This window comes from Streptomyces sp. S465, assembly GCF_026898115.1.
GTDB classification, from domain to species: Bacteria; Actinomycetota; Actinomycetes; order Streptomycetales; family Streptomycetaceae; genus Streptomyces; species Streptomyces luomodiensis.
Genome location: NZ_CP114036.1, coordinates 2831253 through 2855497, shown reverse-complemented (window position 1 = coordinate 2855497; position 24245 = coordinate 2831253). Strand labels below are relative to the sequence as shown.

Below are 24245 nucleotides of genomic sequence, written 5' to 3'. Positions count from 1 at the left end.
ACGAGCCCCTTCCCCGTCCGCCGGACCGACGGTGCGGCTGACGCGCCGTCGGTCCGGCGGACTGTACGGGCCCGGGGCGCACATGGCAACGGCCCCTCGCCCGATGGTTCGGGCGAGGGGCCGTGGAGTCGCGTCACGTCAGGGGACGCGCCGCGTCAGGGGACGCGTGCGGTGGGGTCAGCCGCGCTGGATCCCCGTGGTGTCCTGAAGCACACCGCGGCGGCCGTCCTGCGTCTGGGCGACCAGAGCCTGACCGCGCTGCTCCACCGCGAGGTACCAGGTGCCGGGGGCCAGTTCGGCGATGGTGCTCGACGAACCGTCCTCGGCGTACAGCGGACGGGCCACCGGAACCGCGAACCAGAACGGGGAGAAGTCGCCGCCGCCCGAGGACGCCGGAGCCGGAGCCGGGGCCGGCTGGCCGCCGAAGGGCTGGCCGGCCTGGGGCTGGGCGGGCTGGGTGCCGTACGGCGCGGGGGCGCCGGGCTGGGCACCGCCCGGACCCGGGTAGCCGTAACCCGGCTGCGGGGCATGGGCACCGTACGGGGCCGGGCCGCCGGCGTTGGCGTTCATCAGCGGGGCCTTCAGGGCCGGGACGCGCTGGCTGAGCAGCGCGACGGCGGCCATCGCCAGGGTGGCGATCAGGCCGAGGATCTGCCCGACGCCCTTGTCGACCCCCTCAGGGCCACCAATGATCGTCCACAGCGAGCTCCAGGCCGCGAAGACCGCGAGCGCCGAGCCCCACTGCTCGAGCGAGAGCCCGAACAGGTTGCGGGCCGGGGGCTGGAAACGCGCGAAGACGATCAGCCCGGCGGCGATCACACCGGCGAGGAAGATCGACGGCAGTACGGGGAAGAAGTCGGACTCCCACCCGTTCTCACCGGCGTCCTTGCAGAAGCTGCTGCTGCCGCAGTCGATGGTGTAGAAGTCGAGGAAGGAGGCGATGAACAGCAGCACCGCTGCTCCGATCACCACGCCGTCGCCTCGAGTGAGCGAGCGGATGTTCAACGTGAGGTCCTTTGTCGGTTTTGTCTGTACGTAGCGCTGCCGCCAGGCGCGTGGCGCGAAGGCGTCGGGGGTGGGCCCCATCGTACGGGGGAATCTCCCGGCGGAGACCGAGGGTGTCCCATCGGTTTCACGGTCGTGACCTCCCGTTCGGTTGCGGCGGCGCTACTCGTTCAAGAAGTCCGTAATGCCCTGTGCGATACCGCGGCCCGCGCGCTCGCGCCATGCCGGATCGGTCAGTTGGGCGGCGTCCTGGGCGTCGCGCATATTGCCGCACTCGATGAACACCTTGGGCACGGTGGACAGGTTGAGCCCGCCCAGATCGCCCCGGATGTCCAGTCCGCTGCCGTCGCCGATGTACTGCGCGGGCTCGCTGCCGGTGGCCTTGACGAACCGGTCGAGCAGCCGCTCGCCGAGGTGACGGGAGGGGGTGGTGATGGCTGAGGTGTCCGCGTCGCCGCCCCGCACGGACTCGGGCAGGATCACATGGACACCGCGCTGCCCGGCGGCCGCGCCGTCCGCGTGGACGGAGACCACGGCATCGGCGTGCGCCTCGTTCCCGATCTGCGCGCGTTCGTCCACGCACGGCCCGTACGGCCGGTCACCGTCCTGGGTGAACCGCACGGTGGCGCCCCGCGCTTCGAGCACGGAGCGGACGCGGCGCGCCACGTCCAGGGTGAACGACGCCTCGGGGTAGCCGGAGTTGGTGGCCGTGCCGGTGGTGTCGCATTCCTTCGTGTTAGTGCCGATGTCCACGAGCCGGGCGATCTGCGAGGGGTGGTCGCGGTTGTGTGGGTTGTGGCCGGGGTCGATGACCACGACCTTGCCCCGGAGGGGCTTACCGGACGACGGGGAGGACGTGGCCGAGGGAGAGGACGTGGAGGAGGGCGCGGAGGGGGCCGTGGACCCGCTGCCCCCGTCCGCGTCGTCGTCCTTCGAACCGCCGGGGGAACTCGACAGCAGCCAGAAGGCGACGCAACAGGCTGGTATCAGCGCCGCCAGGACGATCGCGAGAGTGCCGCCGCGGCGACCGGACGCAGGAGGAAAGCTGCCGTTGGACACGCGGGCGATGGTAATCGGACCCCCGCCGCCCCCCAGAAGCCGGGACCGGCGACGCCGCCGACCGCCGTAGCCCCAAACGCCCGCCACCACCCGCCGCCGCCCTGGCCCCGGCGGCGGCCCGGCCCCGGCGGCGGCTGGGTCCGGCGGCGTCCGGGCCCGGCCGGGGGCCCGTTGCCTCGGTTTCCGGTGGTGGCCGGAGTCCGGTTGGGGGCTCTCCGCCCCGACCTCGGTGGTGGCCGGGTCCGGCCGAAGGGCCGCTGCCCCGGCCCCGGCGGAGGCGGCGTCCGTCAGTCGCCGATGGGTCGGCTGGGCGCCTCCAGTCGTGCGCTCGGGCGGGGGCGTACTCGCACTGGGGTGCCGTACATCGCCCTGGCCTCTGGTGGCTGCCGGGTTTTCCGGTCGGGCCCGGCCGTGGCGGCGTTCGTCGTGGTGTGCCACCGGGGGGCTTCCGGTGCGGGGCCGGTGGGGGCGTTGTCCGGCAGCGGCTGATGGGGCTGCCGGGTCCCCCGGCCGTGTGCCCGCGGCCGCGCGCTCGGGCCCAGGGCGTACTCCGGGCGGGGCGCACTCGGGTCGGAGTGCGCGCGGAAGGGGGCGGGCCGGGGGCGTGGCTCAGGCAGGCGGGGCGGGCCGGGGGCGCGGGTCAGGCTGGCGGGGCGGGCCGGGGTGTGGTCTTGGTGTTGCGCAGGACGCGCAGTGAGCGGGTCGCGGAGACCTCGGTGAACGTGCCGGAGGCGAGCGCGCGGCGGTAGATCCGGTACGGCGCCTGACCGCCGTCGGCCGGATCGGGGAAGACGTCGTGGATCACCAGCAGCCCGCCCGGTGCGAGATGCGGCGCCCAGCCCTCGTAATCGGCGCTCGCATGCTCGTCGGTGTGCCCGCCGTCGATGAACACCAGCCCGACCGGTCGTCCCCACACCGCCGCGACCTGCGGGGACCGCCCGACCACGGCGATCACATGGTCCTCCAGGCCCGCCCGGTGGAGGGTGCGGCGGAAGGTGGGCAGCGTGTCCATCCGCCCGATCTCGGGGTCGACCACCTCCGGGTCGTGGTACTCCCAGCCCGGCTGCTGCTCCTCGGAACCCCGATGGTGGTCCACGGTCACGGCGACCGTCCCCGCCGCGCGGGCGGCGTCGGCCAGCAGGATGGTGGAGCGCCCGCAATACGTGCCGACCTCCACCAGTGGCAGCCCCAGCGCCGCGGCCTCCGCGGCGGCGGCGTACAGGGCGAGCCCCTCGTCCAGCGGCATGAAGCCCTTCGCCTCCTCGAAGGCGGCGAGCACGGTGTGGTCGGGAGCCGGGTGCGTGGTGGCGGCAGCAGACTGAGTCACCGGCCCATCCTGCCCTACGGCCGCACCGGACCGGCACCGCGGGCCGCCCCTCGACCGCGCAGGGCTTCGCCGCCCATGCGCCGCTGCCGTCTACACCGCCACGAGGCGGACCTTCTCGCCGCACAGCTTCGTCATGTCATCGACGTCCGAGGTGAGCATGACGACAGGGCGACGCTGCCGCAGCGCCATCTCGGCGACCGCGGCGTCGATGGCGTACTCGTGGCCGTGCAGCCCGGCGGCGATGAGCATCGCGGAGGCGCGTTTCGCATCCTCGTCGCCGACGGGCACGATCCGCGTCCCGGACAGTACCCAGGCAAGCCGCGGGCGGTCGGTCCGCCGGTGCGCGGCCTCGATGATGGTCAGTGCGCTGATCACCACCTCCATGCCGCGCTTGCGCGCCTCCGCGACCAGGGCCACCACGGGCTCGTGGTCGTTCACCAGCTTCGAGAGGCCCTCGCAGCCGAGGACGAGGGTGCCCTCGTGGCTCAGCTTGCGGAGGGCCACTGCCCCTCCTCGGCGAATACCTCGTCGAAGACCCGCCGTGCCCGCTCCTGCTCGTGGTCGGAAACCGGCCCCTTGCGACGCTCGTAGTCGGCCAGGTACTCGTCGAGGATCTGACCGCGCAGCTCCCGCTCCACAGCCGCGGTGATGAACGCGGAGAACTCCCGCTTGCCGACCCGTCGGCGAATCGCCTCGGCCGTCCCCTCGGGGAGGGAGAGGCTCACTCTGGTGGCCGGGCCTTCCCCGATGCTGTACGGCGTCTCACTCATGCGGCGAGATTATCAAACGAGTAGGAATCATGACCGGGGTCAGAGCCAGCCGTTCTGGCGGGCGGCGCGGACGGCCTCCATGCGGTTGCGGGTCTGGGTCTTGCCGATGGCCGAGGAGAGATAGTTGCGCACGGTGGCGGGGGACAGGTGCACCCTGGCCGCGATGTCCGCGACCGTCGCCCCGTCCACCGCCGCCGAAAGCACATCGCGCTCGCGCTGGGTCAGCGGGTTGGGGCCCGCGCTGAGGGCCGCGGCGGCCAGGCCCGGATCGATGACGCGCTCACCGGCCAGGACCCGGCGGATCGCGACGGCCAGCTCCTCGACCGGGCCGTCCTTGACCAGGAACCCGGCCGCCCCCGCCTCCATCGCCCGGCGCAGATAGCCGGGGCGGCCGAAAGTGGTCAGGATCAGCACCTGGCACCCCGGCAGTGCCTCGCGTAGCGCGGCGGCGGCGTCCAGACCGCTGCGGCCGGGAAGTTCGATGTCGAGCAGCGCCACATCGGGTCGGGTCTCCAGGGCCTGGGGCACGATCTCGTCGCCGTTCCCGAGCTGCGCGACGATCTCGAAGTCCTCCTCGAGCCCGAGCAGCAGGGCGAGCGCGCCCCGCATCATCCCCTGGTCCTCGGCGAGCAGAATCCTGATCACGCCGCCCGCGCCGGCCGTACCGCCCGCGCCGTTCGTGTTGCCCGCGCTGTCCGTGCTGCCTGCGCCGCCCGCGCCGCCCGCGCCGGCCGTACCGCCCGCGCCGTTCGTGTTGCCCGCGCTGTCCGTGCTGCCTGCGCTGCCCGCGCCGTTCGCGGCGGCCGTTGCGCCTGCGCCGCCCGTGCCGCCCGCGCCGGCCGTACCGCCTGCGCTGTCCGCGCTGCCTGCGCCGCCCGTGCTGGCCGTACTGCCCGTGCCGTTCCTGTTGCCCGTAGCGCCCGTGCCGCCTGCGCCGCCCGCGCTGTCCGTGCCGCCGACGTGGCCTGTCACGCCCGCGCCCCCCGACGTGCCCGCGTCGCCCAAGCCCTTCGTGCCCGCGTCGCCCACGCCCTTCGCCCCCGCGTCGCCCACGCCCTTCGTACCCTTCGCGTCGTTCACGCCCTCCGGGCCTCCTTGGCCTCGGTCTCCATCGGCTCCTCCGCGTCCACCGGCAGTTCGGCCACGAGCCGGAAGCCCCGGTGCCCGCCGGGGCCGGACTCCAGTGAGCCGCCCGCCGCGGACAGCCGCTCGGCCAGGCCCTTGAGCCCCGTACCGCCGATCGCGCCGTCCGCCGCTGCGCCTGCCGTGCCTGCCGTGTCCGCCGCACTGGCAGCACGGGAGCCTACGCCGCCCCCGTCGTCCGTGATCTCCAGCCGTACCCGGTCCGTGCCGCCGCGCACCTCGATCTCGCACCGGACCGCCCCGCTGTGCCGCACCACATTGGTGACGCCCTCGCGGACCACCCACCCCAGCAGCGCCTCGGTCTGCGGGGCCAGCGGCGGACCGGAGCGGCGGATGACGGCCTCGATGCCGGAGGCGTCCAGTGCCGAGCGGGCCCGGTCGAGCTCGGTGGCCAGGCTGCCCTCGCGGTAGCCGGTGACGGCCTCGCGGATCTCGGTGAGCGCCTGCCGGCCGACCGCCTCGATGTCCGCGGCCTGCCCCAGCGCGGCCTCCAGGTTCTTCGGTGCGAGCCGGCGTACGGCCTCCGCCTTGACCACGACGACCGACATGGTGTGGCCCAGCAGGTCGTGCAGATCGCGGGAGAACCGCAGCCGCTCCTTCTCCACCGCCGTACGGGCCAGCTCCTGGCGGGTCGCGCGGAGTTGGGCGACGGTCTCGAAGAGCGACAGGATGGCCGCCGTCACCAGACCGGACAGGACGGTTCCGTAGGAGACCGTCAGCGAGTCCGAGGCGCCGCCCCGGATCCCGGCGATGACCCCGGCGGAGCCGGAGAAGACGAGGATGAGCGGCCCCAGCCGCCGCCCCGGCCCCCGGAGCGCGATTCCGGAGGCCAGCGAGAGCAGCGGGAAGCACAGCAGCCAGTCCCCGGCGTAACCGATGCCCAGCGCGTAGGTGACCGCGGTCAGCCCGGCGAGCGCCAGCAGCGGGGTCCTGGTGTGGCGGCGGCGCTCGTCGAGGCCGGTGTAGACGGTCGCGACGTAGAGCGCCACGAAGGCCACGGCTCCGGCGCCGCCGAGCCAGGGCAGCGGGGTCTTCCCCTTGAAGAGGCTCTGCACGTCCCCCGAGAGGATGAAGAGCCAGGGCAGGAAGGCGCGGCGACCCGGCGGCTTGAGGCGCTCGATGCGGGCGGCGGTCTCATACATGCGCCTGACCTTACGGAGGCCCGTATGAGCTGGGCAGATGTGAATGTGGGGGGATGGCCGTGACATGTGTCCCAGGGGCCGGCCATATCGTCTGACGGGACGTCAGCGCCCTTCCCCCTTCGGGGCGATTGGGCTATACAGGGGCCATCGGCTAGAACGCGTTCTACATGCGCATGTCGGTATGCCCACGTCGGTATGCCCGCGTCGGTGACGCGACCCGGCCGACCAGCGACGACCCCGGCGCGGCCGACGGTGCGGACGGGCGGGCCGGGGTCTTCGGACCGTGGCCGAGCGAGCGGACCAAGGAGTGCTGTCCCCCTATGCCCATCGATGTAGCCAAGGCCGTCTCGGCCGAACCCCGGAGCACGGGTCTCTCCTGGGGACACAAGGACATCCAGCTCTATCACCTGGGCATCGGCGCCGGTGTCCCCGCCACCGACCCCGAAGAGCTCCGCTACAGCTTGGAGAGCAGGCTCCACGTCCTCCCCAGCTTCGCCACCGTCGCGGGCGGCGGTATGGCGCTCGCGGGGGGCCTGAGCGCGCCCGGAGTCGATGTGGACCTCGCCGCCGTACTGCACGGCGGTCAGACCGTGGAACTGCACCGGCCGATCCCGGTGAGCGGGGAGGCCACCCAGACCTCGAAGGTCGCCGCGGTCTACGACAAGGGCAAGGCGGCGGTCATCGTGCTGCGCACCGACGTCGCCGACGCGGACGGCCCGCTGTGGACCAGCGACACCCGGATCTTCGTCCGCGGCGAGGGCGGCTTCGGCGGTGAGCGCGGCCCCTCCGGCCGGGTGGGGCCGCCGCCGGACCGGGCACCGGACCGCACCGTGGAGCGGACCATCCGCGAGGACCAGGCGCTGCTCTACCGGCTCTCCGGGGACTGGAACCCGCTCCACGCCGATCCCGAGTTCGCCAAGGCCGCGGGGTTCGACAAGCCCATCCTGCACGGGCTGTGCTCGTACGGGATCGTGCTCAAGGCGGTCGTGGACACGGCGCTGGACGGGGACGTCACCAGGGTGCGCTCGTACACCACCCGCTTCGCCGGGGTGGCGTATCCCGGCGAGACTCTGCGCGTCCGGATGTGGCAGGACCCGGAGCGGGTCCATGTGACGGCGACCGCCGTTGAGCGGGACGAGGCGCCGGTCCTCACCGACACCATCGTCGAGCACACCTGATCCCACCCGAGCAGATTTCCCAACGACCCGATCCCAAACGACCCATCCCCAACGACCCGATCCCAACGACCCGATCCCGAGGACCCGATCCCCAAGGAGGCGTCGTGCGCGCTGCCGTACTGCATGAGACGGGACAGGACAAGCTGGAGGTCCTCGACGACGTCGAGGCGCTGGGCTTCGGCCCCGGCAAGGTCCGGCTGCGGGTGAGGGCCACCGGACTGTGCCATTCCGACCTCTCCGCGATGGCCGGGGTGCTGCCGCAGCCCGCCCCCTTCGTCCCCGGCCACGAGGGCGCGGGCGAGATCGTCGAGGTGGGCGACGGGGTGACCGGGCTGAGCGCCGGCGACCGGGTGCTGGTGTGCTGGCTGCCCGCGTGCGGCGGCTGTCCGTCCTGTCGGCGTGGCCAGACCGAGCTGTGCCTGTCCGGGTTCATGAGCGCCGGAACGCCCAACTTCCGGCGCCCCGGCGGCAGTCCGGAGGAGCTGTTCGGCATGTCCGGGACCGGCACCTTCGCCGAGGAGATCGTCCTCCCCGCGCCCTGTGCCGTGCCCATCCCCGACGACGTCCCGTACGACATCGCGGCCCTCATCGGCTGCGGAGTGACCACCGGGCTCGGGGCCGTCTTCAACACCGCCCGGGTGGCGGCCGGTTCGTCGGTCGCGGTCATCGGCTGCGGCGGGGTGGGCATCAGCGTCATCCAGGGGGCCAGGGCGTCGGGCGCCGCGCAGATCGTCGCCGTCGACCCCGTGGAGTCGCGGCGCGAGGCCGCGCTGCGGTTCGGGGCCACCGAGGCGGTGGCCCCGGACGGTCTCGACGCCGCCCGGAACACCGTCACGGCGGGCGAGGGCTTCGACTACGTCTTCGAGGTCGTGGGCCGCTCCGACACCGCCCGCCGGGCCTACGAGACCACCCGGCGCGGCGGCACGATGTGCGTGGTCGGGGCCGGGGCGACGGACGACTTCGTGCAGTTCAACATGTTCGAGCTGTTCTTCGACGAGAAGCGGATCCTGCCCTCGCTGTACGGCGGCGGCGATGTGCTCCGCGCCTACCGGCGGACCATCGACCTGTGGCGCGCGGGCCGGATCGACCTCGAGGGGCTGATCACCCACCGGGTGCGGCTCGGCGAGATCAACGACGCGATCGGCCAGATGCGGACCGGGGAGGCGCTGCGCACATGCATCGAGATCTGACGGGCCCGCCAGTGGGGAAGACCGGTCCGCTGGCGGGGCAGACGGACCCGCCGGCCGGGAAGACGGGCCCCTTGGCCGGGAAGACCGCCATCGTCACCGGCGCCGGACGCGGGCTCGGCCGCGCCGAGGCCCTGCAACTGGCACGCCTGGGCGCCAGTGTCGTCGTCAACGACTACGGACAGGGCGGACGCGACGGCACGGGCGAGGCATCGGCCGGACCCGCCGAGGAGGTCGCCGAGGAGATCCGCGCGGCCGGTGGCCGGGCCATCGCCCACGTGGGCGATGTGGCCGACTTCACGCAGGCGGGCGAGCTGGTCCAGCTCGCGATCGACACCTACGGCACGCTGGACATCCTGGTCAACAACGCGGGCATCCTGCGGGACCGGATGGTCTTCTCGATGACCGAGGACGAGTGGGACTCGGTGATCCGCGTCCACCTCAAGGGCCACTTCAACACCATCCGCTTCGCCGCCGCACACTGGCGCGAGCGGTCGAAGGCGGCGCGGGGCGGCCCGGTCCACGGCCGGATCATCAACACCTCCTCCGAGGCGTTCCTCGCCGGTTCGCCGGGCCAGCCGAACTACGCGGCGGCCAAGGGCGGCATCGTCGGGCTGACCACCTCGACGGCGGCGGCGCTCGCCAAATACGGGGTGACGGCCAACACCATCTGCCCGCGTGCCCGCACGAGGATGACCGAGGAGGTCTTCGCGGACCTTGAGCTCCCGGAGGACGGCCGCCTCGACGTCCTCGCCCCCGAACACGTGGCCCCGCTCGTCGGCTATCTCGCCTCACCGGGCGCGGCGAAGGTGAACGGCCAGGTGTTCGTGGTGCACGGCGGCATGGTGGCGATCCTGGAGCGGCCGAAGGTGGCGGCGAAGCTGGACGCGAAGGGGGACGCCTTCGGCTTCGAGGAACTGGACGCGGTGCTGACGCCGTACTTCGCGGAGCGGAGCGGGGAGGGCTTCGCGGCGGTGGAGGTGCTGGGTCTCAAACGGGGGTGACTGGGGGTGACCACGATCGGCGGGCGGGCCGGAACCCCACGGGGAATCCGGCCCGCCCGCCGATCGAGGAGGGGCCTCGGGCCCCTATCGGACCCCTATAGGACAATGTCGACGATCTCGACGCTCTTCAGGATCAGGAGCGGGTTTCGCTCGGGCGGCGGTGGCGGCCGTGGGCCGGTGCCTGGGTCTCCTCCGACGCGGCCTGCCCCCGGTGCTTGCCCTGACCGCCATCGGCCTGGGCCGCGGCGGCGTCCTGCGGGCGCGCCTGGGTCGTGTCGATGTGGGTTTCGGACATGGTGGGTACGTCACCCCGTCAGATCTCTTTGTACGGTGCAAAAGGGCAGGTCACGATGGAACACGAGCTTCCACGCGCATCACCTGGGGCGTCCCGCGCACGACAGAGCACAGGGACGCGCAGCCCCGGCCGAGTCTAACCAGGGCGGTGATCCCGGACCCAGCGGGGTGGGCGGGCCAGCGGGGGCCGCGCGAGCGGGGCCTGCTGGAGCGGTACGGGCCGCAGGGCGGGGCCCGCGTCGGGGTCGGGAGGGCCTGGATCGGGGCCTGGATCGGGGCCTGGACCGAGGTCCGGCCCGAGGTCTGGACCGAGGCCCGGCTCAGGGTACGGATCGGGTCCCATCTCCTGCTCGACCCCGGCCCATGACCCGGTCCCGCCCCAGGGCTCGACGCCCGATCCGGCCTCGACCTCCGGCACCCGCGCCCGGCCCGGCGTCGGCTCCGGCGCCCGCGGCGGCACGAGCCCAGGCGACCGCACGGAGCCGGGCCCGCCGAGATCGCTGGGGCCGCTGGGTCTCCCGGGATCGCGGGGTCCGTCGAGGCTGCTGGGGCCGTTGGACCTGCCGGGCTCGCTGAGACTGCCGGGTGCGTCGGGCCTGCCGGATCTGCCAGGTCCGCCGAGACTGCTGAAACCGCCGGGTCGGCGGGAACCGTCGAGGTTGCTAGGGCCACCGGGTCCGCTGAGACCGCCGGGCCCGCTGAGGCTACCGGGTTTGCCGGGCCCATCGAGGCTGCTGGGGCTGCCGAGATCGCGGGGTCCATTGAGGCTGCTGGGTCCGTCGGGTCCGCTGAGACCGTCGGATCTGCCGGGTCCGCTGAGGCTGCCGGGGCTGCTGGGTCCGCTGAGGCTGCCGGGTCCGCTGGGTCCGTCAAGGCCGCCGGGGCTGCCGAGACCACTGGCGCCATCGGGTCTGCCGAGTCCGTCGAGGCTGTTGGGCTCGCCGGGTCCGCTGAGTCCGCCGGGTCCGCGGGAACCGTCGAGGCTCCCAGGTTTGCCGGGTCCGCTGAGGCTGCCGGGTCCGCTGGGTCGGTCGAGGCTGTTGGGGCCGCCGGGGCCGCCGAGACCGCTGGCGCTGTCGGGTCTGCCGAGTCCGTCGAGGCTGTTAGGCCCGCCGGGTCCGTTGAGGCTGCTGGGTCCGCCGGATCTGCCGGGCCCACCGAGGCTGCCGGGTCCGCTGGGTCCGTCGAGGCTGTTAGAGCCACCGAGACCACTGGCGCTGTCGGGTCTGCCGGGTCCGTCGAGATCGCTGGGTCGGTCGAGGCTGCCGGGTTTGCCGGGCTCGCCGAGGCTGCTGGGGCTGCCGAGATCGCGGGGTCCGCTGAGACCGCCGGATCTGCCGGGTCCGTTGAGGCTGCCGGGTCCGCTGGGTCGGTCGAGGCTGTTGGGGCCGTCGGGGCTGTCGGGAGCACTGGCGCTGTGGGGTCTGCCGGGTCCGTCGAGATCGCTGGGGCCGCCGGGGCCGACCCGAGTCCACGGTGTGATTCTGGTCGCGATCCCGGCCGCGGGGGTCGCCGTCCGTGGCGTCTGGACCGCCCGCGCCCCGGCCGGGGCCGGAGCCGGAGTCGGGGGCAGGGGCGCGCCGGACGGTTCGGCCGTCCGTGTCACCCGCCGGGCGATCCGCCGGGCCCCCGTCGCGTCGTCCAGTGCCCACGGTCTCTCCGGCCTCGACGGCGTCTCCGCTGTCGTGGACGTGACGGACGTCCACGACGTTGCGGAAGCGCGCGTGGCGCCCGTCGTGTCCGTGACGTCCGCCATCCGCGCCGCACCCCGGCCGCCCGGCGCCGACGCCCAGGAGCCCCTCGACAGCCTCGACGCCTCCGATGCGCCCAGCACCCCAGGCACCCCAGGCACCCCAGACACTCCAGGCACCCCAGGCAGACGCACCCGCGCCAGCCCGCAGGGCACCTGGGGAGTCACGTACGGCAGCCGCAGCTCGCCGTCCCGGCTCCACAGGCCCGCGCCCGCGAGCCAGCCCTCCGGTGCGGGGAACTCGCGCAACCGCCGCTCCGCCGGTCGCCATACGCCCACCCACGGCCGCCCGGAACCGCTCGGTCCGTCGATGCGGAAGGCCACCGCGCACGCCTCCGGCGTCAGCACCTGCCCCGGCTGCACCGCGAACGGTGTGGCCTCCGACGGCCCCGCGGGCCGCAGACAGTCCGGGAACCTCACCGGCAGCGTGCTGCCCAGCACGCCCCACCCCAGCCGCTCGTCCCCGGGCGCGTCGGACCGTACGAGCAGCAGACCGCTGTCGGGGTCGGCGAGCAGCAGCCGGTCGTCGCTGCGCTCGGTGATCTGTAGCAACGGGCTGGTCTCACCGCCGCGCCGCAGATCGACCACCACCGTTTTCGTACGGCCGTCGAGTTCGCGGTCGAGCGCCAGCAGCCGGCCGGTGCGGTCCAGCCAGCTGCCGCCGGTGCAGCGGCCCGGCACCTCGGCCAGGTGCAGGGGGACGAGGACGCCGCCGCCGAACACCAGCCAGACGGAGGTGGACCGCTGTCCGCGCCCGAGCGCGAAGGCGCACAGACCGCCGGGCGCGGGCGGCAGCAGCGAGACCTCGGCGCGGTCGATGACACCGAGCGGGCGTTCGCCGGTGCCGGGGCCGGCCGGATAGAGCAGCGAGAAGGCGTGGTGGCCGGCCACCCGGCGGTGGATGAGCACCTGCCCGTCGGCCAGCGGCAGCAGCTCGCTGTCCGGCTCCTCGGGCTGGGCGGCGGGCAACGGCACGGCGTAGGGCTCCGGGCCGTCCAGCGTCCAGCGCTCCGGGTACCAGCAGCCCGCTTCCGCGCTGAGCGCGAGCCGCGCGCCGTACGAGCGGTCCGAGGCGATGGTGAAACCCCCTCGCGGCCGGTCGCCGACGCCCCCGGTGAGGGCGGTGTCGAAGGCACAGGCAGTCATCGGTCGGTCACCTCCGGCCACTGAAAGTAGTTTTCGTACTCCCTGCCGAAGGCCGTAATGGGTGCGCTCCACCCGTAAGTGTGGCGGTTGCCCGATTCGCCTGAGAGGTCGGTGCTGAGTGTGCTGTGGGTGATGCGCTCGGCGGGAGCGAGGTTCGGGGCGCCCGGAGTCGAGGCGGGGCACGGTGCCGGATGTCGGGAGGGGCGCCCCGCATCCCCGCGGACGTTCGCCCCGAGCCCTGCCGGGGGCGGCCCGCGTCGCCCCGAGTCCGGCGGGGGATCGCGCACCGGCGGGGGTCGCGCTGGGTGAAGGCCGGGGCAGGGCTCAGCCGTGATCCGGGAGGTAGCCTTGCTCCGTGCCCTCACTCAACGACGTCCTCGCCGCACTCGACGCCCTCTGGCCGCCCGAGCGGGCGGAGCAGTGGGACGCCGTCGGCACGGTGTGCGGTGACCCCGACGCCGAGGTCACCCGCGTGCTGTTCGCCGTCGACCCCGTACAGCAAGTGGCCGACGAGGCGGTGGACCTCGGCGTCGATCTGCTGATCACCCACCATCCGCTCTATCTGCGGGGAACGACCACGGTCGCCGCCTCCACCTTCAAGGGCCGGGTGGTGCACACGCTGATCAAGAACGACATCGCCCTGCATGTCGCGCACACCAACGCCGACACCGCCGACCCCGGTGTCTCCGACGCCCTCGCCGGTGCGCTCGATCTGCGGATCGTCGGTCCGCTGGTGCCGGACGCCACCGACCCGGCGGGCCGCCGGGGTCTGGGCCGGATCTGCGAGCTGGACCACCCCGAGACGCTGCGGGAGTTCACCGAGCGTGCCGCCGCCCGGCTGCCCGCCACCGCGCAGGGCATCCGCGCCGCCGGTGATCCGGACCGTACGATCCGCCGGGTCGCCGTCAGCGGCGGTTCCGGGGACAGCCTCTTCGACGTGGTGCGCGCGGCCGGGGTCGACGCGTTCCTCACCGCCGATCTGCGCCACCACCCGTCCTCGGAGGCGCGCGAGCACAGCGATCTCGCCCTGGTGGACGCCGCGCACTGGGCCACCGAATGGCCCTGGACCGAGCAGGCCGCGGCCCAGCTGGACGAGATCTCCGACCGGCACGGCTGGGACCTGCGGACGCATGTCTCGCGTACGGTCACCGACCCCTGGACGGCCCACGCCGCGGCCCCGGCCGTCGGCGCGACCGCTCCGTCCCTCTCCGCTTGATGACTGCTTGACGCCTGTTGATTCCTGCTTGACGCTCGCCCCGCTCGACCTCTCTATCGTCGTTCCGTCCCATCGACTCCCCTGGAGCCCCACGCTGAATGCCGCGCCCGCCGATCAGATCCGCCTTCTCGACGTCCAGGCGCTCGACGTCCGGCTGTCGCAGCTCGCGCACAAGCGCCGAACGCTGCCCGAGCACGCCGAGATCGAGACTCTGAACGCCGATCACACCCAGCTGCGTGACCTGCTTATCGCCGCGCAGACCGAGGAGAGCGACACCGCCCGCGAGCAGACTAAGGCCGAGCAGGACGTGGAGCAGGTGCGCCAGCGCGCCGCCCGCGACCAGAAGCGCCTGGACTCCGGGGCCGTCACCTCGCCCAAGGACCTGGAGAACCTCCAGCACGAGATCGCCTCCCTCGCCAAGCGCCAGGGCGACCTGGAGGACGTCGTCCTGGAGGTCATGGAGCGCCGGGAGTCCGTCCAGGAGCGGGTCACCGAGCTGACCGGGCGGGTGGAGTCCCTCCAGGCCAAGATCGGCGACGCCACGTCGCGCCGGGACGCGGCGGCGGAGGAGATCGACGCCGAGGTCGCGACCGTCACCAAGGAGCGCGAGGTGATCGCCGGGACCATCCCCGCCGATCTGCTGAAGCTCTACGACAAGCTGCGCGAGCAGCAGGGCGGTATCGGCGCGGCCCGGCTCTACCAGCGGAGCTGCGACGGCTGCCGCCAGGAGCTCGCCATCACCGAGCTCAACGAGGTGCGCTCGGCGGCCCCCGACACGGTGGTGCGGTGCGAGAACTGCCGCCGGATCCTGGTCCGTACGCCCGAGTCGGGGCTGTAGGCCCATGGCGCGGCGTTTCATCGTCGAGGCGGACGGCGGATCCCGGGGCAACCCGGGACCGGCCGGTTACGGCGCGGTCGTGCGCGACGCGGAGACCGGTGAGACGCTCGCCGAGGCGGCCGAGTACATCGGCACCGCGACCAACAACGTCGCCGAGTACAAGGGCCTGATCGCCGGGTTGCGGGAGGCGTACGCCCTGGATCCGGAGGCCGAGGTCCGGGTGCGGATGGACTCCAAGCTCGTCGTCGAGCAGATGTCGGGCCGCTGGAAGATCAAGCACCCGGACATGCGTCCGCTCGCCGCCGACGCCAAGGCGGTCTTCCCGCCCGGCCGGGTGACGTACGAGTGGATCCCGCGCGAGCGGAACAAGCACGCGGACCGGCTCGCCAACGAGGCGATGGACGCGGGCAAGCGGGGCGAGCAGTGGCAGCCGAAGGTGCCGCCGGGCGGCACGCTGGCGGCAGGCGCGCCGGAGGCCGCCGCGCCCGCCGCCGACACCCTCGCCGAGCCCACCGCGACGGGCGACGCCCCGGCGGCCGGCGGGGCGTCGGCGGTCGGCGGAACCCCGGCGGCTGACCGGGCTCCGGCAGCCAGCAGGACCCCGGCAGCCGACCGGCCTACGGCGACCGACCGGGCCTCGGCGACCGACCGGGCCTCCGTAGTCGGTCGGCCCGCGGCGGATCTGGGCACCCCCGCCACGTTCGTCCTGCTCCGGCACGGGGAGACTCCGCTCACCCCCGAGAAGCGCTTCTCCGGCAGCGGCGGTACCGACCCCGGACTCTCCCCGGTCGGCCGCCACCAGGCCGAGCGGGTGGCGGCGGCGCTCGCCGCACGCGGCACCATCCAGGCCGTCGTCACCTCGCCGCTGCTGCGCTGCCGCGAGACCGCCGACGTGGTGGCCCGGCGCCTGGGCCTCGACGTCCGTGTCGACGAAGGGTTGCGGGAGACGGACTTCGGCGCCTGGGAGGGGCTGACCTTCGCGGAGGTCAAGGAGCGCCACCCGGACGACCTGGAGGCATGGCTGGCCTCCAGCAAGGCGGCCCCCACGGGCGGCGGCGAGAGCTTCGCGACGGTCGCGCGCAGGGTCGCCCTCTCCCGGGACAAGCTGATCGCCCGTTATCCGGGCCGTACGGTGCTGCTGGTCACCCATGTCACCCCGATCAAAACGCTGATCCGGCTGGCCCTGGGCGCCCCTCCGGAGGCCCTGTTCCGCATGGAGCTGTCGGCGGCCTCGCTGTCGGCGGTGGCGTACTACGCGGACGGAAACGCGTCGTTGCGGCTGCTGAACGAGACGGCGCACCTGCGGTAGGAGACGCACCTGCGGTGGGGGACGCATCCGCGGTAGACGGCGCACCCCCGGTGGGGACCGAACCCACGGTGGGGACCGCACTTGCGGTAGACGGCGCACCTGCGGCGGGGGCGGGGCAATCTCGATGCGCGGTCCTGGCACCCGATCCCGGCTCGCGGCCCTGGCCGCGCGTCAGCCGCGAAGGGCGGCCGCTTCCCGGGCGAGGGACTCCACCCGCTCCCAGTCGCCCGCCGCCAGCGCGTCCGAGGGCAGCATCCACGTGCCGCCGACGCAGCCGACGTTGGGCAGGCCCAGGTACGCGGGGGCGTTCGAGGCGTTGACACCGCCAGTCGGGCAGAACCGGGCCCCGGGGAGCGGTGAGGCGAGCGCCTTCAGATACGCCGTGCCCCCGGCCGCCTCCGCCGGGAAGAACTTCATCTCCGCCACCCCGCGCTCCAGCAGCGCCACGACCTCCGAGGTGGTCGAGACACCCGGCAGATACGGCAGCCCGGAGGCGTCCAGCGCCCCCAGCAGCCGGTCCGTCCAGCCGGGCGAGACCAGGAACCGCGACCCGGCGGCGACGGCGGTCTCCACCTGCTCCGGGGTCAGCACCGTACCGGCGCCGACGACCGCCTCGGGGACCTCCTCGGCGATCGCCCGGATGGCGTCCGCGGCGGCGGGCGTCCGGAAGGTCACCTCGATCGCGGGCAGCCCGCCCGCCACCAGGGCACGGGCCAGCGGGACCGCGTCGGCCGCGTCGTGGAGGACGACCACGGGGATGACGGGGGCGAGATCGAGCAGCGAGGAATCCGGGGAGCCTGGGGAGGGCGCGGTGCTAGTCACGGCGCCCATCCTGCCCAGGCAGCGGCGCGCCGCGCAACGGCCGTTGCGCATGCTGCAATGCAACGCCTCCGAACGGTGAGGTGACGGTGCGCGGGCAGCACCCCGGCACTACAGCTCGGTCACCACCACATCCAGCCCCCACGCCCGCCCCGCCCGCTCCGGCGGCGCGGCCTCGACCGCGTACCCCAGCCCCCGCAGCGCCTCCACCAGCTCGGCGGGCCCGCTCGGGTCGGCACCGGCGGTCAGCAGGTCCCGTACCATCCGGCCCTTGGTCGCCTTGTTGAAGTGACTGACGACGGACCGCTTCTCGACCCCGTTCACGATCTTCGACTGGAGCACCCGCACCGTCGCCGTACGCTCGGCGACCGCCCCCTTGGGCTTCCACGCCGCCGCGTACGCCGCCGAGCGGAGGTCCAGCACCAGCCCGTTCCCGGCGGCCTCCGGAAGCACCTCGGCCATCGGGGTCCGGGTCCGCCAGTAGGTGCCGAGCGCACCGAGCCCCGGGAGCTTCACGCCCATCGAGCAGCGGTAGGAGGGGATGCGGTCGTCCATCCGTACGGCGCCCCACAGCCCCGAGAAGACCAGCAGCGACCGCTCCGCCCGGCGGCGGGCGGCGGCGGGCAGCGTGGCCAGGCCCAGCGCGTCGTACAGCACACCGGTGTAGATCTCCCCGGCGGGCCGCGTCCCGGCCTCCCGCAGCGCCGCGTTCTTCGCGACCTCGCCGCGCAGCCCCTCGCTGAGCCCCAGCACCTCGGCGGCCTTCGCGGCGTCGCCCGAACACAGCGACACCAGCTCGTCCAGCACCTCCGCCCGCGCCCCGCCCAGGCCCGGCAGCGACAGCGATCCCAGGTCCAGCGGGGACCCGGAGCCTCCTGTGGCCTTTCCCTCGGACGGGGGCAGCAGCACGAGCACGGTCTCTCCTCAGGGGTCGGGGCGTGAGGGCCACGAAGAACGACGTCCAACGGTACGGGGCGGACCCGGACGCGGCCCCACCCGGCCGCAGCCTACGACCCCCGGGCCGGAGCGCCCGGCGGCCCCGGGGGCCCGATGGCGCTCAGCGGAAAAGCCGCTCAACGCCGCGCCCGCCCGGCGCGCCGCCATCCCGGCGCCGGACCGCCGGCCTGTTCACACGGTCCGGGACACACATGCAGTTCTCGGGTAACAAGGGGCTCACGGTCCCGCGCGGTGGTCTCTGCGTGCGGAACCACGTCACCCCGGACGGCACCTTTGCCTCAAGAGAGCCGCGGCTCTTCCGAGGCGTCCGAGCCCTGGATGCCCTGCGAGGGCGTCGCCATGGTCGCCGAGGTCACCTCGGCCAAGCCGGACCGGGACCGCACGGCCAAGCGCCACTGCTCCGCACGCGGTGGCATCCCCCGCTACCTGCTCGTCGACCGGGAGAAGAGCGACGTCGACCCGGTCGGCACTCCTCGCCGGGTATCATGCTCAGCACGGCGGACGAGCCGGCCGGGCGGTCGCGTCGGGGCCCTTCGGGTCCCGCCGAGGAACGTCCGGGCTCCACACGGCAAGGTGGTGGGTAACGCCCACCCGGGGTGACCCGCGGGACAGTGCCACAGAAAACAGACCGCCGGAGGCCGCGAGGCGTCCGGTAAGGGTGAAACGGTGGTGTAAGAGACCACCAGCGTCCGAGGTGACTCGGACGGCTCGGTAAACCCCACCTGGAGCAAGGTCAAGAGGAGCGCCGTGAAAAGCGCTCTGCGCGGACGATCGAGGGCTGCCCGCCCGAGTCCGCGGGTGGACCGCACGAGGCCGGCGGCAACGCCGGTCCTAGATGGATGGCCGCCTCCCCGTGGGCCGCAAGGCCCCCGGGAGACAGAACCCGGCGTACAGGCCGACTCGTCCGCCGGCACCTGGGGCTTTGCCTCGGAAAGGGCCTCTGATCTGCGCCGGAGGCCCTTTCCGGGGGCTTGCCGTGTCAGGTAGCCAAAAGTCCCTCGGAAGCCCTCGGACAGCGCTGAAAGTCCCTGAAAAGTCCCAGGAGCAGAGGGGCGGGGGACGCGTCCCGGCCGGCTCGGATCGATCGGACATGACGCATTCATCGGGCCGTAAGGCGCTGGGATCTGGTCCTACAGACGCATCTCATCCTCGATAGCGCGAGCGATCTCTGGCCATGGTGCGCGCAGGTCGCCGAAGAGCGACCTCGGCACCGGTGCTGCCGATGATGCCGGGCATGCCCGAGCGCCGCACCCATGACTACCTGCGCGGCGGCGTGACGCCCCTGTTCGCCGCAGAAGTGGCTGCTGGCCCATCCCCGCTTCCACATGCACTTCACCCCGACCAGTGCCTCCTGACTCAACCAAGTAGAACGCTGGTTCGCGTCAGCTCGGAGACTTCACCTACACTAACGGCTACAGCCATGGTCTGAACGCGCATAAGTGTGCCTCCGAATACGGCTTCAACAGGGGTACCACCATCTACTTCGCCGTCGACTACGACGCGACCGGCGAAGAGATCGCGAGCGCCATCGTGCCGTACTTCCACGGAGTGCAGGCCGCCCTAGCCAGCCAGGGTAAGAAGTACACCCACGGTGTGTACGGATCAAGAAATGTCTGCAGTAACGTGAGCAACAAGACGTTCGCTCGCTACTCCTTCATCTCTGGCATGTCCTATGGGTTCTCCGGGAACCTTGGCTTCCCCATCCCCAGGAACTGGACTTTCAACCAGATCAAGGAATTCCACGTCACCAACGGCTCTGACGGGTTCGATCTGGACAACGACGCTGTGTCTGGCCTCGACCGCGGCGTCTCGTCGGTGAAGGACGCCGGCGGGCCTGCGGACGACTTCATCGCCTACGTCCAGAAGCTGTACGACCTGGCCGGCGCCTATGGCGCCACCGGTCAGAAGCGCAGTCAGCTCGTCATGGAGTACATCCGCCATCGATCGTATGGGGACAGGGACCTCGTAAGTCGATGCCGTGAAGGACCACTACAACGGTGGCGGCGGCCTCAAGCGTTTCAACGACTACTTCACCAACCGGTGGGGCAACGCCACCGACTGCAAGACCTCCGCGCACAACGCCCTGACCGCGGTGGACGCAACGCTGTCTGTCGCTCAGTCCCAACTCATCACCCTAGCCGGAGTGGTGGCTCCGGCGGATTACCAGAACCTCCCTGGCGGTGGTGACAAGCTCAGCAACTTCGAGCAGGGCTTCGTCGACGCGCTGCTGGCCCGGATGGGAACGGAGATTGCCAATCTGTCCCTGTACCAGGCAAACCATGAGAAGTACCTCAAGGCAGCCCGCGCACGCGCCGACCGGTGACGACAGATAGAACATCGGAATGAAGCAAGTAGGAGCCCTTTTCGCCGCAGTGGTCCTCAGCGGCTGGTTGGTGTGGAACCTGTGGAACCCCTTCCGCATCGTGACCGGCCTTCGAGACCGATCATGGCGGCGCCCACTGTGGTGGACACGTGTCTGCTCCGTAGCGCTCTTCGCGGGCCTCGTGACATGGATCTGGGGGGTGTTCAGAGGAGGGCTCGACGTCCGCAAAACATGCCAGTTCGTCCATCACGAGTACTACGACAGGGCGTACAGGGACGCACACGCAGCGGAATTCCAGAAGTTCTTTCCACTGCGCAACAAGTGCAATGCGCACTTCGACCTGGTTCCTGCATGGGTTAATCCGTCCATCACGGTGTGCGCTGTCATCGCCATGGCCGCGGCTGCTGTCCTCTTGAAGTTCGGCATCGCACCCCTCACCAGACTCTCCAGGAAGGAACATCATCCTCCGCCATACTTACGCCTCGGTGATGCTCGATGCCGGTGAGTCGATCGTCTCGCTCGCGAAGTGGTTGGGGCACTCCGACCCGGCGTTCACGCTCCGGACGTACACGCACTTCATGCCGCAGGCCGGCGCGCGTGGGATGTCCGCCATCGAGGCCTGGTTCTCGGACCTCGGCTGAAAGTCCCTGATACCCGGCGTACAGGCCGACTCGTCCGCCCGCCGCAGCGCCGCCCCGGCCCGGGACGGTGGTCCCAGGGGGCGGCGGAGGGTCAGAGGAGTTCCAGCAGGGCGTCGGTGAATTCCGTCGTGGTGGCCGTGCCACCCAGGTCCGGGGTGCGTACCGGGGTCTTGGCCAGGACGGTCGCGATGGTGTCGGTGATGTGGGTGGCGGCTTCGGGGTGGCCCAGGTGGTCGAGCATCATGGCGGCGGACCAGATCGCGCCGAGGGGGTTGGCGATGCCGCGGCCGGCGATGTCGGGGGCGGAGCCGTGGACGGGTTCGAACATGGACGGGTAGTCGTGTTCGGGGTTGAGGTTGGCGGCGGGGGCGATGCCGATGCTGCCGGCGACCGCGGCGGCGAGGTCGCTGAGGATGTCGCCGAAGAGGTTGGAGGCCACGACGACGTCGAAGCGCTTGGGGTCGAGGACGAACTTGGCGGCGAGGGCGTCGATGTGCTCCTGGTCCCAGGCCACCTCCGGGTGGGCGGTGGCGCGTTCGGCGACGAGTTCGTCCCAGAAGGGCATGGTGTGGATGATGCCGTTGGACTTGGTCGCCGAGGTGAGGTGCCGGGCCCGGCTCCCGGCCAGGGAGAAGGCGTAGTCCAGGATCCGGGTCACGCCCTTGCGGGTGAACACCGCTTCCTGGACGGCCAGTTCCTCCGGGAGGCCCCGGCCGAGGCGGCCGCCGATCTCGCCGTACTCGCCCTCCACGTTCTCGCGGACGACGACGAGGTCGACATCGCCGGGCCGGGCGTCGCGCAGCGGGCTGGGCACGCCCTCGAAGACGCGGATGGGGCGCAGGTTGACGTACTGCTGGAAGCCCCGGCGGATGGGGATCAGCAGGCCCCACAGGGAGACGTGGTCGGGGACGCCGGGGTAGCCGACCGCGCCGAGCAGGATCGCGTCATGGCCGCGCAGTCGCTCCAGGCCGTCGTCGGGCATCATCGCGCCCTGGTGGACGTAGCGCTCGCAGGACCAGTCGAACGTCTCGTAGGTGAAGCCGAGGCCGTGCCGGGCGGCGACGGCGTCCAGGACGCGGCGGGCGGCGGGGATGACCTCGGTGCCGATGCCGTCGCCGGGGATCAGGGCGATGTGATGGTTGGTCGTGCGGCGGTTCGTCATGGAGAGGATTGCAACAGGGGCCTGCCGCACCCGTCCAAGACGCAGAATCCATCTCTCTTATAGGCCCTCCTTATCGGGCGCCGTGGCCGTGCGCACGAACGCCTCGGCCGCCGGTGTCAGCGGAGCCCGCCTGCTGACCAGGGAGATGTGCAGGCTGGTGGTCGGCTCCAGGTCCAGGACCAGGGCGCCCGCCCGCTCCGCCAGGCCGCGCCAGGCGTCGGCGACCACGGCCAGGCCGACGCCCCGCAGGACCAGTGGCAGGATCGCCACCCGGTGCTCGGTCTCGACCACGACGGTCAGCTCGACGCCCGTGGCCCGGAGGTCGTCGACGTAGCGGCGCATGCCCGTGCCCTTCTGCCCCACGATCAGCCGGTGGCCGGACAGTTGCTCATGGCGCACCGGCGCCCCGGGGCGGAACGGGCCGTCCGGGGGTGCCAGCAGGACGAAGCGCTGCTCGTGCAGGGGGTGGGTGCGTACGTCTGACTGCGGTGTGGGGCCGGGGGAGGCCAGCAGGCCCAGTTCGCACACGCCGGTGCGCACCATCTCCGTCACATCGCGGGGGGTGAACGCGGCCTGCACCCGCACGGACACCCCGGGGTGGGCCCGGGTGAAGCGGTCGATCATTCCCGTCAGCGGTTCGACCGCCTGGGACGGCGGGACCGCGATGTCCACCCGGCCGCCGCGCAGCCCGTGCACCGACTCCACACTGGCCCGCGCCAGCTGGAGACTGCGCACGGCGTCCCGCGCCGGTTCGATCAGTGCCGTGCCCGCGTCGGTGAGGACCGCCCGGCGGCCGATGCGGTGGAAGAGGTCGCTGCCCAGGTCGCGCTCCAGGGCGCGGATGGCCTGGGACAGGGACGGTTGCGACAGATACAGCGCGGCGGCCGCCCGGTTGAATCCGCCGTGGTCCACCACGGCCAGGAAGTACTCCAGCTGCCGCACATCCACCGCGTGCCGCCTCCCGTGTTCCGTCCCGTCGGCCGCCTCTTCTTATAGGGCGCCCCTATAAGGATTGTCGGCAACCGGTCTTGGACACGCACCACCGGCCGCTGCTGGGATCGGACCATGAGCGATCAGCTGCTGGGCGACTTCGACCGCCGCACCGTGGACGCCGACGGGGTGCGCATCAACGTGCGCACGGCCGGGGACGGCCCGCCGGTCCTGCTGCTGCACGGCTATCCGCAGACCCATCTGATCTGGCACCACGTCGCCCCGGTGCTCGCGGCCACGCACCGCGTGGTGCTCACCGACCTACGCGGCTACGGCGACAGCGCCAAGCCGCCCTCCGACGACGCGCACACCCCGTACGCCAAGCGGTCCATGGCGCGCGACCAGCTGCTGGTGATGCGGGAGCTGGGCTTCGACCGCTTCGCGGTCGTCGGCCACGACCGGGGCGGCCGGGTCGGCCACCGGCTGGCGCTGGACCATCCGGAGGCGGTCTCGGCGCTCGCGGTCCTCGACATCGTGCCGACGCGGTACGCCTTCCACCACGCCGACATGGGGTTCGGTCTCGGCTACTACCACTGGTTCTTCCTGACGGCGGGCAACGGCATCCCGGAGCACCTGATCGGCCAGGACCCGGAGTTCTGGGTCCGGACCCGGATGGGGGCCCGCCACCACGGCGGAACCCCGTTCAGCGAGGCGGCCCTGGCCGAGTACGTGCGCTGCTTCTCGGACCCGGCGGCCATCCACGCCTCCTGCGAGGACTACCGGGCCGCCGCCTCCCTCGACCTGGTCCACGACGACGCGGACGCCGCGGCCGGCCGGCGGGTCACCGCGCCGGTCCTGGCCCTGTGGGGCGCGCACGGCTTCGTGGGCCGCCACTACGACGTACTGGCGGCCTGGCGCGGCTACGCGGACGATGTGCGCGGGCAGGCCCTGCCGTGCGACCACTACCTTCCCGAGGAGGCGCCGGCCGAGACGGCACACCAGCTGCGGGCGTTCCTGGCGGACCACGGCGGCGCCTGACCCCGCC

General features: G+C 72.6%; 22 protein-coding genes, 1 other RNA gene and 2 pseudogenes. 12 read left to right on the top strand and 13 right to left on the bottom strand.

Features of this window, described 5'->3' with window-relative positions:
• Positions 1–177 precede the first annotated feature (177 nt).
• The 7 genes from N6H00_RS12315 to N6H00_RS12285 form a co-directional block, all read right to left on the bottom strand.
• On the bottom strand, positions 178–1005 hold the full coding sequence (locus tag N6H00_RS12315; protein ID WP_268971692.1) for a DUF5336 domain-containing protein: 828 nt from the start codon (positions 1003–1005) through the stop codon (positions 178–180).
• 162 nt (positions 1006–1167) lie between these two features.
• Complete coding sequence (locus N6H00_RS12310; protein ID WP_268971690.1) at positions 1168–2064, bottom strand: N-acetylmuramoyl-L-alanine amidase; 897 nt, start codon at positions 2062–2064, stop codon at positions 1168–1170.
• A 640-nt stretch (positions 2065–2704) separates the two neighbouring features.
• Complete coding sequence (locus tag N6H00_RS12305) at positions 2705–3391, bottom strand: class I SAM-dependent methyltransferase (protein WP_268971688.1); 687 nt, start codon at positions 3389–3391, stop codon at positions 2705–2707.
• A 90-nt stretch (positions 3392–3481) separates the two neighbouring features.
• On the bottom strand, positions 3482–3895 hold the full coding sequence (locus N6H00_RS12300; RefSeq protein WP_268971686.1) for a DNA-binding protein: 414 nt from the start codon (positions 3893–3895) through the stop codon (positions 3482–3484).
• Entirely contained in the window at positions 3877–4161 is a 285-nt protein-coding gene (locus N6H00_RS12295) for a hypothetical protein (RefSeq protein WP_268971685.1), read from the bottom strand. The genes N6H00_RS12300 and N6H00_RS12295 overlap by 19 nt, the downstream gene beginning before the upstream one ends.
• Positions 4162–4200: 39 nt before the next feature.
• Positions 4201–4806, bottom strand: a complete 606-nt coding sequence (locus N6H00_RS12290; protein ID WP_268976937.1) for a response regulator transcription factor — start codon at positions 4804–4806, stop codon at positions 4201–4203.
• A 431-nt stretch (positions 4807–5237) separates the two neighbouring features.
• Complete coding sequence (locus N6H00_RS12285) at positions 5238–6446, bottom strand: sensor histidine kinase (RefSeq protein WP_268971684.1); 1209 nt, start codon at positions 6444–6446, stop codon at positions 5238–5240.
• A gap of 320 nt (positions 6447–6766) precedes the next feature.
• Here N6H00_RS12285 and N6H00_RS12280 point away from each other — a divergent pair, with 320 nt between their 5' ends.
• From N6H00_RS12280 to N6H00_RS12270, 3 genes are all read left to right on the top strand, one after another.
• Entirely contained in the window at positions 6767–7624 is an 858-nt protein-coding gene (locus tag N6H00_RS12280) for a MaoC/PaaZ C-terminal domain-containing protein (RefSeq protein WP_268971682.1), read from the top strand.
• 104 nt (positions 7625–7728) lie between these two features.
• A complete protein-coding gene (locus N6H00_RS12275) occupies positions 7729–8814 on the top strand; it encodes a Zn-dependent alcohol dehydrogenase (RefSeq protein ID WP_268971681.1) in 1086 nt (361 codons plus the stop codon).
• Entirely contained in the window at positions 8799–9815 is a 1017-nt protein-coding gene (locus N6H00_RS12270; protein WP_268971680.1) for a 3-oxoacyl-ACP reductase, read from the top strand. The genes N6H00_RS12275 and N6H00_RS12270 overlap by 16 nt, the downstream gene beginning before the upstream one ends.
• Positions 9816–9948: 133 nt before the next feature.
• On the opposite strand, the gene N6H00_RS12265 is transcribed toward N6H00_RS12270, so the two are convergent.
• Together N6H00_RS12265 and N6H00_RS40495 are read right to left on the bottom strand one after the other, a co-directional pair.
• A complete protein-coding gene (locus N6H00_RS12265) occupies positions 9949–10110 on the bottom strand; it encodes a hypothetical protein (protein ID WP_268971679.1) in 162 nt (53 codons plus the stop codon).
• Between the two features lie 135 nt (positions 10111–10245).
• Positions 10246–13005 (bottom strand): hypothetical protein, encoded by a 2760-nt coding sequence (locus tag N6H00_RS40495; RefSeq protein WP_443072937.1) that lies wholly within the window; start codon positions 13003–13005, stop codon positions 10246–10248.
• A gap of 355 nt (positions 13006–13360) precedes the next feature.
• Between N6H00_RS40495 and N6H00_RS12255 the strand changes: the two genes are divergently transcribed.
• The 3 genes from N6H00_RS12255 to N6H00_RS12245 all read left to right on the top strand — a co-directional run bounded on the left by N6H00_RS12255 (position 13361) and on the right by N6H00_RS12245 (position 16368).
• Positions 13361–14221 (top strand): Nif3-like dinuclear metal center hexameric protein, encoded by an 861-nt coding sequence (locus N6H00_RS12255; RefSeq protein ID WP_268971678.1) that lies wholly within the window; start codon positions 13361–13363, stop codon positions 14219–14221.
• A 94-nt stretch (positions 14222–14315) separates the two neighbouring features.
• The gene (locus N6H00_RS12250) at positions 14316–15059 is read left to right on the top strand and encodes a zinc ribbon domain-containing protein (protein WP_268976935.1); all 744 of its coding nucleotides are present in this window, start codon (positions 14316–14318) and stop codon (positions 15057–15059) included.
• 4 nt (positions 15060–15063) lie between these two features.
• Positions 15064–16368, top strand: coding sequence for a bifunctional RNase H/acid phosphatase (locus tag N6H00_RS12245; RefSeq protein ID WP_268971677.1), 1305 nt, complete (start codon positions 15064–15066; stop codon positions 16366–16368).
• A 171-nt stretch (positions 16369–16539) separates the two neighbouring features.
• On the opposite strand, the gene eda is transcribed toward N6H00_RS12245, so the two are convergent.
• A complete protein-coding gene (gene eda, locus N6H00_RS12240; protein ID WP_268976934.1) occupies positions 16540–17199 on the bottom strand; it encodes a bifunctional 4-hydroxy-2-oxoglutarate aldolase/2-dehydro-3-deoxy-phosphogluconate aldolase in 660 nt (219 codons plus the stop codon).
• A gap of 99 nt (positions 17200–17298) precedes the next feature.
• Positions 17299–18102, bottom strand: a complete 804-nt coding sequence (gene yaaA / locus N6H00_RS12235) for a peroxide stress protein YaaA (protein WP_268971676.1) — start codon at positions 18100–18102, stop codon at positions 17299–17301.
• Positions 18103–18320: 218 nt separating this feature from the next.
• On the opposite strand from yaaA, the pseudogene N6H00_RS12230 reads away from it, so the two are divergent.
• The 5 genes and pseudogenes from N6H00_RS12230 to N6H00_RS12210 all read left to right on the top strand — a co-directional run.
• Positions 18321–18624, top strand: a pseudogene (locus N6H00_RS12230) (Uma2 family endonuclease); the annotation flags it as partial.
• A gap of 22 nt (positions 18625–18646) precedes the next feature.
• Positions 18647–19051, top strand: an RNA gene (gene rnpB, locus N6H00_RS12225) — RNase P RNA component class A.
• Positions 19052–19569: 518 nt separating this feature from the next.
• A pseudogene (locus N6H00_RS12220) lies at positions 19570–19872 on the top strand (glycoside hydrolase domain-containing protein); the annotation flags it as partial.
• Positions 19873–20122: 250 nt separating this feature from the next.
• A complete protein-coding gene (locus tag N6H00_RS12215; RefSeq protein WP_268971675.1) occupies positions 20123–20467 on the top strand; it encodes a hypothetical protein in 345 nt (114 codons plus the stop codon).
• A gap of 488 nt (positions 20468–20955) precedes the next feature.
• Entirely contained in the window at positions 20956–21108 is a 153-nt protein-coding gene (locus N6H00_RS12210) for a hypothetical protein (RefSeq protein WP_268971674.1), read from the top strand.
• Positions 21109–21199: 91 nt separating this feature from the next.
• Here N6H00_RS12210 and N6H00_RS12205 read toward each other — a convergent pair whose 3' ends face one another.
• Together N6H00_RS12205 and N6H00_RS12200 are read right to left on the bottom strand one after the other, a co-directional pair.
• Entirely contained in the window at positions 21200–22270 is a 1071-nt protein-coding gene (locus tag N6H00_RS12205) for a tartrate dehydrogenase (protein ID WP_268971673.1), read from the bottom strand.
• A 57-nt stretch (positions 22271–22327) separates the two neighbouring features.
• Positions 22328–23218 (bottom strand): LysR family transcriptional regulator, encoded by an 891-nt coding sequence (locus tag N6H00_RS12200; protein WP_268971672.1) that lies wholly within the window; start codon positions 23216–23218, stop codon positions 22328–22330.
• 117 nt (positions 23219–23335) lie between these two features.
• Between N6H00_RS12200 and N6H00_RS12195 the strand changes: the two genes are divergently transcribed.
• A complete protein-coding gene (locus N6H00_RS12195) occupies positions 23336–24238 on the top strand; it encodes an alpha/beta fold hydrolase (RefSeq protein ID WP_268971671.1) in 903 nt (300 codons plus the stop codon).
• The last annotated feature ends 7 nt before the right edge of the window (positions 24239–24245 follow it).

Bases quoted from the DNA above. Each gene is read 5' to 3' on its own strand.
- N6H00_RS12195 (WP_268971671.1), top strand. From the start codon at position 23,336: ATGAGCGATCAGCTGCTGGGCGACTTCGACCGCCGCACCGTGGACGCC.
- N6H00_RS12210 (WP_268971674.1), top strand. From the start codon at position 20,956: ATGCTCGATGCCGGTGAGTCGATCGTCTCGCTCGCGAAGTGGTTGGGG.
- N6H00_RS12295 (WP_268971685.1), bottom strand. From the start codon at position 4,161: ATGAGTGAGACGCCGTACAGCATCGGGGAAGGCCCGGCCACCAGAGTG.
- N6H00_RS12265 (WP_268971679.1), bottom strand. From the start codon at position 10,110: ATGTCCGAAACCCACATCGACACGACCCAGGCGCGCCCGCAGGACGCC.
- eda (WP_268976934.1), bottom strand. From the start codon at position 17,199: ATGGGCGCCGTGACTAGCACCGCGCCCTCCCCAGGCTCCCCGGATTCC.
- N6H00_RS12205 (WP_268971673.1), bottom strand. From the start codon at position 22,270: ATGACGAACCGCCGCACGACCAACCATCACATCGCCCTGATCCCCGGC.
- N6H00_RS12245 (WP_268971677.1), top strand. From the start codon at position 15,064: ATGGCGCGGCGTTTCATCGTCGAGGCGGACGGCGGATCCCGGGGCAAC.
- N6H00_RS12270 (WP_268971680.1), top strand. From the start codon at position 8,799: ATGCATCGAGATCTGACGGGCCCGCCAGTGGGGAAGACCGGTCCGCTG.
- N6H00_RS40495 (WP_443072937.1), bottom strand. From the start codon at position 13,005: ATGACTGCCTGTGCCTTCGACACCGCCCTCACCGGGGGCGTCGGCGAC.
- N6H00_RS12285 (WP_268971684.1), bottom strand. From the start codon at position 6,446: ATGTATGAGACCGCCGCCCGCATCGAGCGCCTCAAGCCGCCGGGTCGC.
- N6H00_RS12280 (WP_268971682.1), top strand. From the start codon at position 6,767: ATGCCCATCGATGTAGCCAAGGCCGTCTCGGCCGAACCCCGGAGCACG.